Source organism: Megalodesulfovibrio paquesii (assembly GCF_054653055.1).
In genome coordinates, this window is the sequence record NZ_BAAIGQ010000004.1 from 696069 (window position 1) to 711245 (window position 15177).

Sequence of the window (15177 nt, forward strand, 5' to 3'; positions counted from 1 at the left end):
CACAGAATCATGGACGAACAGCAGCTTACTTCCACCGCGACTTCCACCACCGGGGCCGCTCCCATCCAGGAGCAACACCGTCAGCACATCCAGCCCCTGGGCGACTGGGTCCGCTCGCACAAGAACAACGGCCTGCGCAAGGCCGACTCCGGCACCACCGTGACCCTCATGGGCTGGGTGCAGTTCCGGCGCGACCACGGCGGGCTGATCTTCATTGATCTGCGGGACCGTTACGGCCTGACCCAGGTGGTCTTCGAGCCGGACACCGCCCCCGAGGCTCACGAACGCGCGCATATCCTGCGTACGGAATACGTCCTGGCCATCCGCGGCACCGTCCGTCCCCGCCCCGAGGGCATGGTCAATCCCAATCTGGATACCGGCGAGATTGAAGTGGTGGTATCGGACTGGAAGCTGCTGAACACCTCCCGTACCCCGCCGTTTCTCATTGAGGATCGGGTGGATGTGGCCGACGCCCTGCGTCTGCAGCATCGGTATCTGGATTTGCGCCGGCCTTCCGTGGGGCGCAACCTGGTGCTGCGTTCCGTGGCGGCCAAGGCCGTGCGCGACTACCTGTGCGACGACGGCTTCCTGGAAATCGAAACCCCGGTCCTGACCAAGTCCACCCCTGAGGGCGCTCGGGACTTCCTGGTTCCCTCCCGCCTGAACCAGGGCCAGTTCTTCGCCCTGCCGCAGTCGCCCCAGCTGTTCAAACAGCTGCTGATGATGTCCGGCATGGACCGTTATTTTCAGATCGTCAAATGCTTCCGCGATGAAGACCTGCGCGCCGACCGCCAGCCCGAGTTCACCCAGATCGATATCGAAATGAGCTTTGTGAACGAAGAGATGGTCATGGGCATGGCCGAGGGGCTCATCGCCTCCATCTTCAAGCGCACCCTGGGTGTGGACATTCCCCTGCCCATGCCGCGCATGACCTATGATGACGCCATGGACAAGTACGGCCTGGACAAGCCGGACCTGCGCTTTGACCTGCCCCTGACCGACGTGACCGGGGTGGTGCGCAACTCGCAGTTCAAGGTCTTTGCCCAGGCGGCCCTGGTCAAGGGCCTGCGCGTGCCCGGCGGCGAGTCCATGACCCGCAAGGAAATCGACGACCTGACCGAGTTCGTGAAGATCTACGGCGCCAAGGGGCTGGCCTGGATCAAGGTGCGCGAGAACGAGTGGCAGTCGCCCTTTGCCAAGTTCCTCTCCGACGAGGAACGCGCCGGCCTGGCCAGCGCCCTGAACATGCAGGTGGGGGATCTGGTCTTCTTCCAGGCAGGCGATGCCGATATGGTCAACACCGCCCTGGGTCAGCTGCGCAACCGGCTGGGCGACATGCTCGGCCTCATTGATCCGGATGCGTTTGCCTTCACCTGGGTGACGGACTTCCCGCTCTTCGAGTTCGACCCGGAAGAAAAGCGCTACGTGGCCCGGCACCATCCCTTCACCTCGGTGCAGGACGCCTCCGCCGCCACCATGACCAGCGAACCGGCCACGGCCAAGGCCCGCGCCTATGACATGGTCCTGAACGGCTACGAGATTGGCGGCGGCTCCATCCGCAACCATACCCGGCCCATGCAGGAAGCCATGTTTACCGCCCTGGGCTTTACCCCGGAGCAGGCTGAAGAGGAATTCGGCTTTCTGCTGGAGGCCCTGGACCACGGCGCGCCTCCCCATGGCGGCATCGCCTTTGGCCTGGACCGCATCGTCATGCTGCTGTGCAAGGCGCCGTCCATCCGCGACGTGATTGCCTTCCCCAAAACGCAAAAGGGCACCTGCCCCATGACCGAGGCGCCCTCTGCCGTTTCGGCCCGGCAGCTGCGCGATCTGGGCCTCAAACTGCGCGAATCCGCCAAGGCCTAGGCCCATGTGGCTGGTGTTTTCTACTCTGCAACTTGCTTCCCTGACAAACCGTGGTTAGCTAGGACGGCATGGAAACAGATACTCCGATTCTTCCCCCCCTGGACGGCAATGTGCTGCCCCTGTGCACCTGGCCGGATCCCGTATTGGGCGGCGAGTGCCGGACCATTGGAGAAATCACGCCCGAACTGCGCGATCTGGCCCGGGACATGGTGGCCACCATGTATGCCAGCCAGGGCATCGGCCTGGCTGCGCCGCAGGTCGGGCATGGCATCCGGCTGATTGTGGTGGATGTGTCCGGCCCTGACCGCCGGGAACAGCTTATTACCCTGGTCAATCCGGTCATCGAGCAGGCCGAAGGCTGTGTGGACAGCGATGAAGGCTGCCTTTCCCTGCCGCAGTTCAGAGCCAATGTGGAACGCGCGGAAACTGTTCGGGTGACCGGCCAGGATCTGGAAGGAAATCCGGTCACCATTGATGCCGATGGCATCCTGGCCATTTGCCTGCAGCATGAAATAGACCATCTGCGCGGCGTGGTCCTGCTCGACAAGGTCGGCCGGCTCAAACGCAGCATGTACGAACGCAAAATCGCCAAACGCAACCGGCGGGCTTAGTGTTGCGTCCTCTAAAGTGATCCATACAGAATAGACGCAACACTGGGCCGCTGGCGCAGCGGCCCCGGAGCAGCATGCTCCGTGAGTCAGCCGAAATCCGCACATTTCGGCTGACGATCTTCCACGAAATCTGGTGACATTCTTATCGCCTTATTTCGTAGACATCACACTAGCAGAAGGGGAACGGTGCACATGCCAGACAATTCTGCCACGCCGCTGCGGATCGTGTTCATGGGCACGCCCGGCTTTGCGGCCACGGTGCTGGAAGCCTTGCTTGGCTGGCCCGGTGGCGAGGTGGTTGGCGTGTTCACCCAGCCCGACCGCCCGGCGGGCCGCGGCGGCAAGCTGCGGCCACCGGAAGTGAAGCAGCTGGCCCTGGCGCGCGGGGTGCCGGTGTTTCAACCCGTGTCGCTCAAGGGCGAGGAGAACCTGCGCCTGTTCACGGATCTGCAGCCTGATGTGGCTGTGGTTGCCGCATACGGCCTGATTCTGCCCCAGGCCGTGCTGGACGCCCCCAGGCACGGCTGCCTGAACGTGCATGCCTCCCTGCTGCCCAAGTATCGCGGCGCGGCCCCAATCCAACGGGCCATTCTGGATGGCGAGCATGCCACGGGCATTACCATCATGCAGATGGACGCCGGTCTGGACACTGGCGATATCTGCATCCAGCAGACGCTGGTCATCGGCTACCACGACACCGCGGCAACCATTCATGACGAGCTGGCTGTCATGGGCGGGAACCTGATCGTCAAGGCGCTGGACCGGGTGTGCGCCGGCACCCTGCCCCGTATTCCGCAAAGCACCGATCGCGCCACGTACGCCGCCAAGCTGCGCAAGGAAGAGGGGTTGATCGACTGGAGCCAGCCTGCGCTTGCCGTGCATAACCGCATCCGGGCCATGCACCCCTGGCCGGGAGCCTACACGTTCTGGAAGCCAGCCGAGCAGGATACCGCCGCGCCGGTTCGACTGTCCCTCACGCCTGGCATCATTGGTGAGCCGTTGGTTGCCCCCGTTGCGCCCGGCACCGTGCTTGGGCTTTCGGACGACCAACTCGCTGTGGCCTGTGCGGACAGCGCGTATCTGCTGCCCAGCCTGTGCCCGGCCGGCCGCTGTTCCATGGATGCCCGCGCCTTCATCAATGGCTACCTCTCCCGCTCCACTGGCGACGCTGTGATTCTTGGCGCGGCCTGATTCGTGCCGTCCGGGTTTGCTTCTTTCCCACGTTGCCGTATAGGAAGGCAGGAGCCTTTCTGCATCAGTATGGCAACGGCCACCAGCAGGCATCAGACGCGTCATGCAACTGCACCCCGATACTGACACTGCCGCTCGCAAACGCCTGTTTCTGGGGTTGATCACCGGCACCAGCCTGCTGGTGATCACCTGTCTGGCGCTGTTGTGGATTGTTCCTTCCATCGGCCTGGCCAACATTCACGCTGCGTTGCCCTATCTTGCCGGTACCGTTACCCTGGGCCTGATTGTCCTGGTGGTCCTGGGCTGGCTTTCCCTGGTATTGCACATCATGCTGCGGCGGCCGGTGTTTTTGTCGCGCAAGCTGCGTGGCCTTACCATCAAGTTCATGCTGCCGCTGATGAGTGTGCTCGGCATGGTATTGGGCATTTCCAAGGAACGGGTCCGCAATTCATTCATCAAGGTCAATAACGAGCTGGTGGCGCAACAACTGACGCGGCTGCCGCCGGATCGGATTTTGTTGCTGCTGCCGCATTGCCTGCAGGCCAGCGACTGTTCCCGCCGGCTGACCTACTCCCTGCGAAACTGCCGCCGTTGCGGACGCTGCCCCATCTGCAGCCTGCTGGAGTTGTCGGAGGCCTTCGGGGTGCGCATGGCCATTGCCACGGGCGGGACCATTGCCCGGCGGATTGTGGTACAGACCAGGCCGAAGCTGATTGTTGCCGTGGCTTGTGAGCGCGATCTTGCCAGCGGCATTCAGGACGCCTACCCCATTCCTGTCTATGGCGTGCTCAATGAACGCCCCTGCGGCCCCTGCCTGGATACCCGCGTGGACATCAACACCGTGCGCGCGGTGCTGCAGCAGGTGGTAGCTCCGGACTGTGCGCCCCCGGCATCAGACATTGCAAGGAGCGCATGAGCATGCCCACACCCGCTTCCCTTTCGCACGCGGTTCCCGAAGCGCGGCGATGCGCCCTGCGCGTGCTGGCCGAGGTGCTGGACCAGCAACGGCCATTGCAGGAATCCCTGGATGTCGCGTTGGCGTCCACCCCGGTCTTGAAAACGTCCTCCAGAGATCGCGCCCTGGCCACGAATCTGTCCTATGGCACCCTGCGACATCTGGGGCGACTTGCGTCGATTCTAGGCCGGTTTCTGCGCAAACCAGGCAATGTGCCCCCGGCCGGACTCAGAATACTCCAGGTCGCGGCCTTTGAACTGTTGTTTCTGCACCGCATTCCCTCCTACGCCACCCTGAATTGGGCCGTGAACGCCATGAAGGCGCAGGCCGGCCCCCAGCTGGCCGGCCTGGCTAACGCCGTGCTGCGCAAGGTGGCAGAGATCGGCCCTGCGCATCAGGATCTCGCAGCCTATCGCAAGGGGAACAGCTCGACGGATGCCGCTGCCGCATACTACAGCCTTCCTCCATGGATGGTCACGCTGCTGCAGCGCGAATTCGGTCGCGAGCAGGCCGCGCAGTACATGGAAGCGTTTCTGGCCGAGCCGCCGCTTGGCCTGCGGCTTAACCGGCAGCACCCTGGGCACGAAGCCGTGTTTGCTTCCATTGCCTCCATGCATGCCTGTTTGCACGCGCAGCTGCCGTGGGTCATGCTGCAGCCAGATCATGACCTTGACGTGCAGGCCCTCCTGGAAAAGGGCATGGCCAGCCGGCAGAGCGTGGCCAGCCAGGCGGCGTTGGCGGCATTGCAGCCGCAAACGTGGACCACCCCGGTCTGGGACGCCTGCGCCGGGCATGGCGGCAAAACGCTGTGGCTGGTGGAAGCGGGCATGGCCCCGGTCTGGGCTTCGGACATCCATGGCGGCCGGCTGCGCGGCATTCGCGAGGATGCTGCCCGCCTGGGACTGACGGCTCCGCCCGTGCTGGCTCTGTCGGCCTCGGGACCGTCGCCGTTTCGGGAGCCGCCCCGAACCATCCTGCTGGACGCGCCGTGCACCGGGTTTGGGGTCATGGCCAGGAGGCCGGATATCAAGTGGCATCGGCGGGCGGAGGATGTGGAAACCCTGGCCAGGATTCAGCATCAGTTACTGGCGCAATGCTGGGCGCTGCTGCCTTCTGGCGGCAGGCTGGCCTACATTACCTGCACCCTGACGCATGCGGAAAACGAAGGGCAGATAGAGCGGTTGTTGCGTGAGCAGCCCGGCGCGAAGGAACTGATCCGCTACGCCACGCCCCCCACCTCGCTGGCCCGGGAGTTCTTTTTTGGCAGTCTGCTGGAAAAATCCTGAGTGCCGGGAAACGCGCCTTGCCGCAACAGGCCGCGGATATTTCGAGCAGCGTTCTTATTTCGAGCGGCTGTGTTTTGCGGATTCCAACTGCACCCGTTCCACGATTTTCTGGTAGTATTCCACGTCCCCATCCAGCTGCACCGGGCGGTTGCGGCGCATGTTGATGCGCGTCACCAGGCATTGCAGCTTGTTGATTTGCTTGTAGCGCTCCTGTTCGTCCTGACAGTGCGAAAGCATCTCTGCCAGCGAGCAGGCCTCTTTTTCCAGCTCCAGTTCCGGTGGGCACATGCCGGCGTTTTTAAGAATCTTCCAGGCCATGCGGTTTTCCGGCGGGACAAGGGAATCGTCTTCCAGCTGCATGGGCTGCCCCTTGCCCGGCAGCTCCGCAAAGCCACCGTCTTCGTAGGCAGCGCGGATGCGTTCCTCGGCAATGGTCTGGAAGATCGCCCAGCCCTCGTTCATGGTGCCTCCCCGGGGGTTGACGCCGCCTGCAGCTGCGGGCGCATGGTTTCCAGAAATCCGGAGAGCGTTGCCAGGGCATCCTGCATAGCCAGACTGGCCGCCTCAGCCGCCGCCCCAGGGGTGCGGCCTGCGCTGCGCCCGGTCGCATGCACTGGAAGCCGCGCCAGCAGCGGCCCCTTCTCCCTGCCCCAGAGTTCGACAAGCACCGAGAGATGCATCACCACGGCATCCTCTTGCAGCTCCACGCTAAAATCCTCGATGCGCCCGCCCAGCACGGCAATATGCCCGGCCCGGGGACGATACGGCCAGAGCACGCTCCATGAGGCGTTGCACGCCAACTGATCCAGCACGGCCTGGGTGAACACCTTGCGGGGCGTGTCTTCCCAAAACCAGGTGGTGGCACTGCGCAGGGCGCCATCTTCCCGGATGGCCACGGCCCGTCGCTCCAAGGCAGCCGGGGCCTCAAAGGGCTGCACGGCCACGATCAGCGCATCCGCCCGTTTGACCGCGGCCTGCTCGCAGCCGGCGTGCACCAGAAGCGAGCGCTCCACCGGCCCGGGGCCAAGGCAGCCGGCAAGGCAGAGCGCGGCAACCCCGAGGATTCCTGGCGCGAGACGTCGCCCAGTCTGCGCGATTACCCGCCTCATTGCCTTGGCTCCGGAAAGGCCCGGGGGCTGCGCAGCAGCTGCCAAGGCCGGTCTTTCACATCCTGGGTGAGCATGGTCAGCTCCTCTGAAAGCAGCTGGACCTGATCCAGCACCTGGGCCAGCTGCTCTTGATTATACCCGAGATCGGTCTGCACCTGGGTCGCCAGGGCGCCATACCGGGCACTCAGGTCGCGCACCTGGGTCCGCAATTCTGTGGTGGTGTTGGAGAAATCGGCCTGGGCTGCCTGCACGGAAAGGGTGACCTGCTCCAGCGTGGCCGACCCATGCCGCAGGGTTTCCTTGGCCTGCGCCCCCACGCCGTCCATTTCCCGTTGCAAGGTGGCGACGGTTTGCTGGGCACTCTCCACCAGGGCTTCCAGATCGGCCAGGGTGTTGGTGACGTTGCTGATGTTTTCGGGGGTCAGCAGCAGTTCCACTCCGGCGGCGATACGCTCCAGCTTGGGCCGCAAGGTGGTGACCAATTCGCCAATCATGGCCCCGACCTCGGCAAACCCCACGGAGCGTTTGGAGGCGATGCGCGATCCCGGAGCGAGCACCTCGCCGGCGTTGCCTTCCAGGGTCAGCAGGACGTAGTAATCGCCCACCAGCCCTTTCTGGCTGATACTGGCCACGCAATTGGAGTAAATGGGCAGCTGATCCCTGACCCCGATGTCCACCTGCACATACGACGGGTCTTCCAGGTACGGGCCAATCCTGACCACCCGTCCGATATTCATGCCATCCAGCTTGACGGGCTGGCCGACATTCAAATCCCGGACGGTATCAAACAGGATCGAGTACTGGGTCAGCCGCTCCCAGAATCGAAAGCCCCCCAGGGCCACGATGAACGTTCCCAACACCAGCAGGCCGAGCAAAATGGTGGCCACGGCGCGGATGGTATCCGCGGTACTGCGCTCCTTGGGTTTCATCGTCCTCCCTCGCCTCTGCGTGGCATCATGCTCCCCCAAAAATCAGCACCATCAGAATTCAAACACAGGCTGCACACGTTCCGCGGGTTGCCGGGCCAGAAACTGCCGCAAAAAGGCATCCTCCGACGCTTTCAACGCATCCAGTGACCCTTGAAACACCAGCCGGCCGGCATGCAGGGCCACCACATGCTGCGCAATGGTGAACATGCTGTCCAGATCATGGGTCACCACCACGATGGTCATATTGAAGGTTTCATGCAACTCCAGAATCAACTGATCCAACGAGGCGGCGGTGATGGGATCCAGCCCTGCGGAGGGTTCATCGCACAGCAGTATTCGCGGATCCAATACCAATGCCCGCGCCAACCCGGCCCGTTTTCGCATGCCCCCGGAGAGCTGGTTGGGATAGTAGTCCAGAAACCGTTCCAGGCCAACAAGGCTCAGCTTGATGCGCACCACGGTCTCAATGGTTTCCTCATCCAGCTCCGTATGCTCCCGCAAGGGCATGGCCACGTTCTCGCCCAGGGTCATCGAGCCAAGCAGGGCGCCGTTCTGAAAGAGCACGCCCATTTCTGCACGCATGGCGTGCCCGGCTATTTCGTCCAGATCGAAAATGTTCTGACCATCAATGCTGATGGTGCCCCGGATGGGATCATTGAGGCCAAGGATATGCCGCAGCAGCGTGGATTTTCCATCACCTGAGCCCCCCAGAATGACCGTGATTTTTCCCGCAGGGATGGTGAGATCGGCCTCTCGAAGCACTTCATGCCCCGGCCAGCCGATGGTCAGATTCCTGATGATGATTTCCGGGGCGCGGGGTACAGTTCGCATGGGTTACCGATACATATAATTGAGCGCGGTAAAATACAGGTCCAGCAGAATGATGATAAAAATGGACTGGACCACAGCCTTGGTCGTTCGCAGGCCGACATCCGCCGCGCCGGCAAAAGCCATGAACCCCTGCCAGCAGCAGACGATGGTGATGGTCATGCCAAAGCCGACGCTCTTGACCACCCCGGAGAAGAAATCGCGCAGGGTCAGGAAATTCGCCGTCTGGTTGAAGTAGTCTGCCGCGCGCAGGCCCAACGCCATGTCCGAGAAGATCCCGGCACACAGGATGCCCACGAAATCTGCCCAGACGGTGAGCACAGGCATCATGATCAGCATGGCGATGAGCTTTGGCCAGACGAGAAAGCGCACCGGATCGACGCCCATGACGTGAAGGGCGTCAATCTCTTCGGAAATCTTCATGGTGGCAATTTCTGCAGTAAAGGCCGCCCCGGAACGCCCCGTGGCGATGACCGCAGTCAGCAGCGGGCCAAGCTCGGTGGTGATGATCACCCCCACGAGGTTGGCCACATAGCTTGTTGCCCCAAAGCGTTCCAGCTGCGCCGCGGACTGCAGGGCGAGGATGATTCCCACGCACGCGGCAATGACGGAGACGATGGGGATGGAGCCTGTCCCCACTGCAACCAGATGCCGCCAGATTTGCCAGCGGTAAAAATCCCGGCTCTTCCGACGCCCCCCCAGTGCACAGGCGTAAATGGAGTTAATCAGCCACACCAGCGTGGCAAACTCACCCTGCATGCCCACCCTCTCTTTTCGAGCGCTTCATGCCCACCCGGCAGTGCCTGTTTCCCGTGAAACAATCACCTTATCCTTTTTCTTCTGAAAGCCATGGCGAGATGTGCGGCTCTGGCAAACGAAGGATTGCCCGTTGCAGCTCTTCTTGCGAGCACGCAGCAGCGCCAACCTCGCCAACCACCACCCCGGCCGCGTAGTTGGCCAGCACGGCCGAATCCTTGAAAGGCAAGCCCGCGGCCAGGGCGGTTGCCAGCACAGCGATGACTGTATCCCCTGCGCCTGTCACATCATACACCCGCCGCGCCACTGTGGGGATGTGCAGCACCTCGCCTGGTGATTCGAACAGGGCCATACCGTTGGGGCCCAGGGTGATCAACAGATGCTCGCATTTGCATTTTTTGAAGATCGCCAATCCGCCAAGAAGAATATCATGCCGGGAGCCAAATTCGTGCATGCCGGAGGCCTGCCGGGCTTCTGACGTATTGGGTGTGATGCAGAAGGCGTTCTGGTACAGGGCAAAATTCTTAATTTTGGGATCCACCAGCACCTTGGGTGGCTTGGCCTGCGCAGCGCAAAGCGCGCGGAACCGCTCCAGAAAGGCCGCGTTGATCACCCCTTTGCCATAATCAGAGATGACGACCACTTCGTGCTGCGGGAGAACTTCCTCAAGTGTTTCCATCAGCAGGTCCAGGGCCGCCGAATCAACACTGCCTTCGAACTCCTTGTCCACCCGCAGCATTTGCTGATTCTGGGCCAGCATGCGTGTCTTGATGGTGGTCGGCCGATCTTCCGCGCGGATGATGGTTGCCTCCACGCGTTCGTGCCGTATCAACGCGTCCAGATTCTGGGCATTGTCATCGTCACCGCTTACACTGACGAGATACGGATTTCCGCCGAGGCGCAGGATATTGGTGGCCACGTTGCCGGCGCCCCCGAGCATCAGGTGCTCCGAGGATACCTTGAGCACTGGCACAGGGGCCTCAGGAGAGATCCGATTGACCGTGCCCACCAGATAATGGTCCAGCATGGTATCGCCCACCACCAGCACTCTGGCGCCGGACAGGGCACCCACCATGTCCGCCAGCCGGGATTGCATGGAACCGGTCGTCGTCACGTCAGGCCTCCTGCGTCTGCGTGTCTTCCAGCCCAAGCTGCTGCGCCAGGGCCCGGAGCTCCTCTGCGGTAGCATACGAGAGCACGATTTGCCCTTTCTCCGCACTGCCGCGGACAGCCACCTTGCAGGCAAAATTCAGTTTGAGCCGGTCGTGCAGGTGCACCAGGGCTGCATCGCGCTCCCGCGTTGCTTTTGAGGGCGTGCGGCGAACCGGGCGCAGGTCGCCCTGCCCTTCAGGCCAGCTGCCATGCTCCTTGAACCAGGCGACCAGCGCTTCAACTTCCCGAACGGACAGCTCCTCCTGCATGATGCGCTCGACCAGTTCCTGCTGTGCCGAGGTGTCCTCCAGGCCCAGCAGGGACCGCCCGTGCCCGGCGGAAAGCGAACCCGTTCGCACCAAGATCTGAATGGAATCTGGCAATTGCAGCAGCCGCAAGGCGTTTGCCACTGCGGGCCGGCTTTTGCCGACCTTGCGCGCCAGGGCCTCCTGGCTTAACTGGAGACGATCCTGCAACTGCTGAAACCCGAGCGCCTCGTCCAGGGGGTTCAAATCTTCCCGCTGGAGGTTTTCGATAATGGCGATTATGAGGCTGGTATCATCGTCAATGAGTTTGACCTGGGCAGGAATGTGCGTTTTGCCGGCGAGCTGTGAGGCCCGAAGCCGACGTTCCCCTGCCACCAGTTCGTATGGTTTTTCCGCGCCGGCCGGCGATTTGCGCACCAGAATGGGCTGAATGACCCCCTGCGTGGCAATGGAATCTGCCAGCTCGCGAAGCGAAGCGGCCGGGAAATCGCGCCGGGGCTGGTTGGGGTTGGGCGCAATGGAATCCACAGCCAGCTGGCGCACTTCGCCGCTGTCCCCAGCGCTGTCGGAGGTGCTGCGCAACAGAGCGTCCAGCCCTTTGCCGAGACCACGTTGCAAAGCTGCCATACTTCCTTCTCCTTGACAAAATGACTTCACCACGTATTGAGCAATATTTCAACGAGTTTCCACAGGAGATCGACTTATGGAACTGCCCCCGGTGCTGACACTGCGCGATACCAAGGACGAAGCCTACGGCACAGTCATTCGCCAGGATGTGTGGGAGCGCATCAAGCGTGAAGTGCTGCCCATGATTCATGCCATCACCGAGCCGGAAGAGCCGGAACCGGCTGAGCCGCTGAAGGACTGGGAGACCTTGTTGCAATATTGGGACTTTGCCTATCCGCCGGATCGTGTGGTCACCTGCGGGAACTGCGGCGTGGCCACAGACGACTGGATGGCCGACGAGCCCAGAAAATTCAAACTCAAGGCCGCCACGTTCTCCGGACTGGTAAACTTCGAGTGCCTGCATTGCCGGGCCCGGATCCTCAAGCGACACTTCAAGGACAAGTACAAATTCGAATTCAAGCCGTTCGCCGAGCGCCGCACTGCCATCTGAGGTTCGCCCCCGGAAAAGGGTGGGGACGAATTCCCGTACCGGCGCACGCCGTTTCCCGCGCTGTCTGCGTACTGCATCGGTACGCGCCGGAACGGGGACGTGTGCGAGCGAAGAACCTGGGCGCGTTTCGAAGTCTGGGAACCCCTCGCCCTGCCCTCCAGGACGAACCAGCCTGCCCTGCCCTGCCATCGGCAAACCTAGGCTGGTTTGCGGAGGGCCACTTCCTTGGCCAGGCTCAGGTACGCCTCCGCCCCTTTGGACTTGATGTCATAGGAAAGAATTGTCTTCCCATAGCTGGGGGCCTCGGACAAGCGGACATTCCGGGGGACAATGGTTTCGAAGAGCTTGTCCGGAAAGCACTTGCGGACCTCGTTTTTCACCTGCCGGGACAGTCTGTTCCGCACATCGTACATGGTCAGCAGCACCCCCACGATCTCCAGGACCGGGTTGAGTCTGGCCCTGACCTGTTCGTAGGTTTGCAGCAGATTGACGATCCCTTCCAGGGCGAAATACTCGCACTGCAGCGGAACAAGCAATTCCCTCGCCGCGCACAGGGCGTTGAGCGTCAGCAGTCCAAGGGAGGGGGGGCAGTCGATGATGATGAAATCAAAGGCATCTTCCACCACTTTGACAACATCTTTGAGGTAATACTCCCGCCCCATTTTATCGATGAGCTCGATTTCCGCCCCCACGAGATCCTTGCAGGAGGGCAGACACCAGACAAAGGGCGAGGTGGTCTCATGAATGGCCTGCGCAGCCCGGGCAGGGTCGAAGAACACAGAATAGAGAGTTTCTGAATCCGGCTCCACTTCCACACCCAATCCGCTGGTGGCATTTGCCTGCGGGTCGCAATCTATGACCAACACCCGCCGTTCCATAACAGCCAGGGACGCAGCCAGGTTAATGGATGTGGTGGTCTTCCCCACCCCGCCTTTTTGGTTGGCGACAACAATAACTCTGGCCACTGGCTACCTGCCTTGAAAAGCGTCTTCAGCGTGTTTCACGGGAAACGTCGCCCTGCACTACTTGGAAAAAAGAAGATGGCAATTGTTCCTGGTTTCATCCAGAGAATCGACAAGCATAATCGCATCCGTCACCTGATTTTTTTTGACAGCATGCGCCAGCTGCTCCACCATATGCACAAAATCCAGGCATTCTTCCATCCATTCATCTGCCGCAATAGCCTGCATTTTTTGCGTATACCGCACAAAGACGTTGATATCGTCTTTTCCCGGAAGCTCGCCATTGCTGGCAGAGGTCTTGATCCTGGCAAAACAGGCCTCCATTTCCTGCTTTAATGCCTTGAATTGCATCGAATGTTCTCCATGAGTAAGTGTGGGGGTGGTTTAAAAAGGTCTACTAAATTGCCGCAGGGACTGTAAAGAGCGCCGTCCGCTAGCGCCCGTAAAATTCGATGTACCAGCGAACAAATTCCGCGATGCCATCAGAAAGTTGTGTGGAAGGCCGAAAGCCCACTGCAGATTCCAGTTCCGCTATATCCGCATAAGTCGCCCGCACGTCGCCCGGCTGAAGTGGCAAGAATTCCTTCCTGGCCTCGATGCCCAACGTCTCTTCAAGGGTTTTAATGAAATCCATCAGACTGACGGAATTGTTGTTCCCGATGTTGAAAATACGGTATGGGCCGGGGCTGGTGCCAGGATCAGGCTGTTGGCCGTTCCATTCGCGGTTTGGCTGCGCAGGCTGGGCCACAACGCGAACCACGCCTTCGATGATGTCGTCAATGTACGTAAAATCCCGCTGCATCTGTCCCTGGTTGAATACCTTGATGGCCTCGCCGGCAAGCATGGCCTTGGTGAACAGGAACAGCGCCATATCCGGCCGGCCCCAGGGGCCGTACACGGTGAAGAAACGAAGCCCGGTGGTGGAGATGCCATACAGATGGCTGTACACATGGGCCATCAATTCATTTGACTTTTTGGAAGCCGCGTACAAACTGACGGGATGGTCCACATTATCATGGACGCTAAAGGGCATGGCCGTATTCAAGCCATACACAGAACTGGAAGATGCGTAGACGAAGTGTTCCACGGGAAACTTTCGGCAGCACTCCAGCAAATTGTGGAACCCGACAATATTCGAGGAAATATACGCTTCCGGGTTCTCAAGACTATACCGCACGCCGGCCTGGGCCGCCAGATTGACCACATGCGTGATCTTGGCCTCCGCAAAAATTGCTCTCACTGCGGGGGCATCCGCCAAATCAACCCGGTGAAACGAAAATGTGGCGTGCCGGCCCAGCCTGGCCAGACGCGCTTCCTTAAGGGTGACGTCATAGTAATCGTTCATGACGTCTATGCCGATCACGTCCACCCCGCGCGAGGCATAGTGCTCGCACAAATGGTAGCCAATGAAGCCGGCTGCGCCAGTGATACAAATCCGCATGAAAACCTCTATTCGTTGGGTCGCTCAAGGGGTACGACCATTATGCAACGCGACTCACCTCGTCAAGCGGAGGCTGGCCTGCCGGGCTGAAGCCTACTGCCCTACCGACCGCCGCCGCGAAGCGGGCCGTGCTCGCGAAGGGTGGCGCAAAGAGAGGCGAATGACGGCGCTGCCATGTTGGTAGCCGTATCAAGATCAGGAAGAAAGAGAAAGAGCCCTGTGCGATATCGCAGCACAGTTTGCTCCGGCGCCAGCGGGGTGGCCAGTTCCCGGGACAACACCGCCTTGCAGTCTTCCCCAAAGCAACAGACGATCTTGCTGCCAAACAAGCGCAAGCCCCGCCAGAACAGGCGAATATTGATGGCATATCGCCCCGCTTCAGGAACCGCCAGGGGCCAGAAGGCCACTGAACCAGCCGGCCATGCCAGCGCCTGCAGGACGTTGCGCAGCACCATGCGCCGGCCGGGGTGCGGGTCGCCCAGCAGATCACGGCCAAGGCTGAAATAGGTCCACACCATGTGCGGAGGCGGCATGTCCGCCGAACGGCTGGAGCTGACTTTTTGCCAGCAGCGGTCCCAGGGTGACGGAAAGCCTTCGGCGGAGAGCAAAAGAGAATTATTTGACGGAACTGCGGCAGACCTTCCCGAAGCGGTCTGCTGCAGCTTCACGGTATCCGGTGCGCCGGGTGGGTGAGCCATGGCAGAAACAGGA

General features: G+C 61.3%; 17 protein-coding genes. 6 read left to right on the forward strand and 11 right to left on the reverse strand.

The genetic code is table 11. From position 1 onward, the window contains the following. Nucleotides 1-9 precede the first annotated feature (9 nt). The 5 genes from aspS (at nt 10) to ACYQ00_RS05710 (ending at nt 5906) form a co-directional block, all read left to right on the forward strand. On the forward strand, nt 10-1863 hold the full coding sequence (gene aspS / locus ACYQ00_RS05690) for an aspartate--tRNA ligase (protein ID WP_460031196.1): 1854 nt from the start codon (nt 10-12) through the stop codon (nt 1861-1863). A gap of 68 nt (nt 1864-1931) precedes the next feature. Beyond that, complete coding sequence (gene def, locus ACYQ00_RS05695; RefSeq protein WP_460031197.1) at nt 1932-2474, forward strand: peptide deformylase; 543 nt, start codon at nt 1932-1934, stop codon at nt 2472-2474. A 192-nt stretch (nt 2475-2666) separates the two neighbouring features. Next, nucleotides 2667-3665, forward strand: a complete 999-nt coding sequence (gene fmt / locus ACYQ00_RS05700) for a methionyl-tRNA formyltransferase (RefSeq protein WP_460031198.1) — start codon at nt 2667-2669, stop codon at nt 3663-3665. A 103-nt stretch (nt 3666-3768) separates the two neighbouring features. Continuing rightward, complete coding sequence (locus ACYQ00_RS05705; protein WP_460031199.1) at nt 3769-4581, forward strand: DUF116 domain-containing protein; 813 nt, start codon at nt 3769-3771, stop codon at nt 4579-4581. 2 nt (nt 4582-4583) lie between these two features. Continuing rightward, on the forward strand, nt 4584-5906 hold the full coding sequence (locus tag ACYQ00_RS05710; protein WP_460031200.1) for an RsmB/NOP family class I SAM-dependent RNA methyltransferase: 1323 nt from the start codon (nt 4584-4586) through the stop codon (nt 5904-5906). Nucleotides 5907-5960: 54 nt separating this feature from the next. Here ACYQ00_RS05710 and ACYQ00_RS05715 read toward each other — a convergent pair whose 3' ends face one another. From ACYQ00_RS05715 to ACYQ00_RS05745, 7 genes are all read right to left on the reverse strand, one after another. Then, on the reverse strand, nt 5961-6368 hold the full coding sequence (locus ACYQ00_RS05715; protein WP_460031201.1) for a DnaJ family domain-containing protein: 408 nt from the start codon (nt 6366-6368) through the stop codon (nt 5961-5963). Beyond that, nucleotides 6365-7015 carry a hypothetical protein gene (locus ACYQ00_RS05720; RefSeq protein WP_460031202.1) on the reverse strand — a complete coding sequence of 217 codons (651 nt, stop codon included), beginning with the start codon at nt 7013-7015 and terminating at the stop codon, nt 6365-6367. The genes ACYQ00_RS05715 and ACYQ00_RS05720 overlap by 4 nt, the downstream gene beginning before the upstream one ends. Then, the gene (locus ACYQ00_RS05725) at nt 7012-7944 is read right to left on the reverse strand and encodes an MlaD family protein (RefSeq protein ID WP_460031203.1); all 933 of its coding nucleotides are present in this window, start codon (nt 7942-7944) and stop codon (nt 7012-7014) included. The genes ACYQ00_RS05720 and ACYQ00_RS05725 overlap by 4 nt, the downstream gene beginning before the upstream one ends. 51 nt (nt 7945-7995) lie before the next feature. Continuing rightward, entirely contained in the window at nt 7996-8775 is a 780-nt protein-coding gene (locus ACYQ00_RS05730) for an ABC transporter ATP-binding protein (RefSeq protein WP_460031204.1), read from the reverse strand. 3 nt (nt 8776-8778) lie between these two features. Next, nucleotides 8779-9531, reverse strand: coding sequence for an MlaE family ABC transporter permease (locus tag ACYQ00_RS05735; protein ID WP_460031205.1), 753 nt, complete (start codon nt 9529-9531; stop codon nt 8779-8781). 67 nt (nt 9532-9598) lie between these two features. After that, nucleotides 9599-10642: a D-glycero-beta-D-manno-heptose-7-phosphate kinase gene (gene rfaE1, locus ACYQ00_RS05740; protein ID WP_460031206.1), complete on the reverse strand. Its 1044-nt coding sequence runs from the start codon at nt 10640-10642 to the stop codon at nt 9599-9601. A 1-nt stretch (nt 10643) separates the two neighbouring features. Further along, entirely contained in the window at nt 10644-11573 is a 930-nt protein-coding gene (locus ACYQ00_RS05745; RefSeq protein ID WP_460031207.1) for a ParB/RepB/Spo0J family partition protein, read from the reverse strand. A gap of 76 nt (nt 11574-11649) precedes the next feature. Between ACYQ00_RS05745 and ACYQ00_RS05750 the strand changes: the two genes are divergently transcribed. After that, on the forward strand, nt 11650-12063 hold the full coding sequence (locus tag ACYQ00_RS05750; RefSeq protein ID WP_460031208.1) for a hypothetical protein: 414 nt from the start codon (nt 11650-11652) through the stop codon (nt 12061-12063). Nucleotides 12064-12260: 197 nt separating this feature from the next. Here ACYQ00_RS05750 and ACYQ00_RS05755 read toward each other — a convergent pair whose 3' ends face one another. From ACYQ00_RS05755 to ACYQ00_RS05770, 4 genes are all read right to left on the reverse strand, one after another. Beyond that, the gene (locus tag ACYQ00_RS05755) at nt 12261-13028 is read right to left on the reverse strand and encodes a ParA family protein (protein ID WP_460031209.1); all 768 of its coding nucleotides are present in this window, start codon (nt 13026-13028) and stop codon (nt 12261-12263) included. 57 nt (nt 13029-13085) lie between these two features. Then, nucleotides 13086-13376 (reverse strand): GAK system XXXCH domain-containing protein, encoded by a 291-nt coding sequence (locus tag ACYQ00_RS05760; RefSeq protein ID WP_460031210.1) that lies wholly within the window; start codon nt 13374-13376, stop codon nt 13086-13088. Between the two features lie 82 nt (nt 13377-13458). Further along, nucleotides 13459-14466, reverse strand: coding sequence for an NAD-dependent epimerase (locus tag ACYQ00_RS05765; RefSeq protein ID WP_460031211.1), 1008 nt, complete (start codon nt 14464-14466; stop codon nt 13459-13461). A gap of 101 nt (nt 14467-14567) precedes the next feature. Then, complete coding sequence (locus ACYQ00_RS05770; protein ID WP_460031212.1) at nt 14568-15134, reverse strand: hypothetical protein; 567 nt, start codon at nt 15132-15134, stop codon at nt 14568-14570. Nucleotides 15135-15177: the final 43 nt, after the last annotated feature.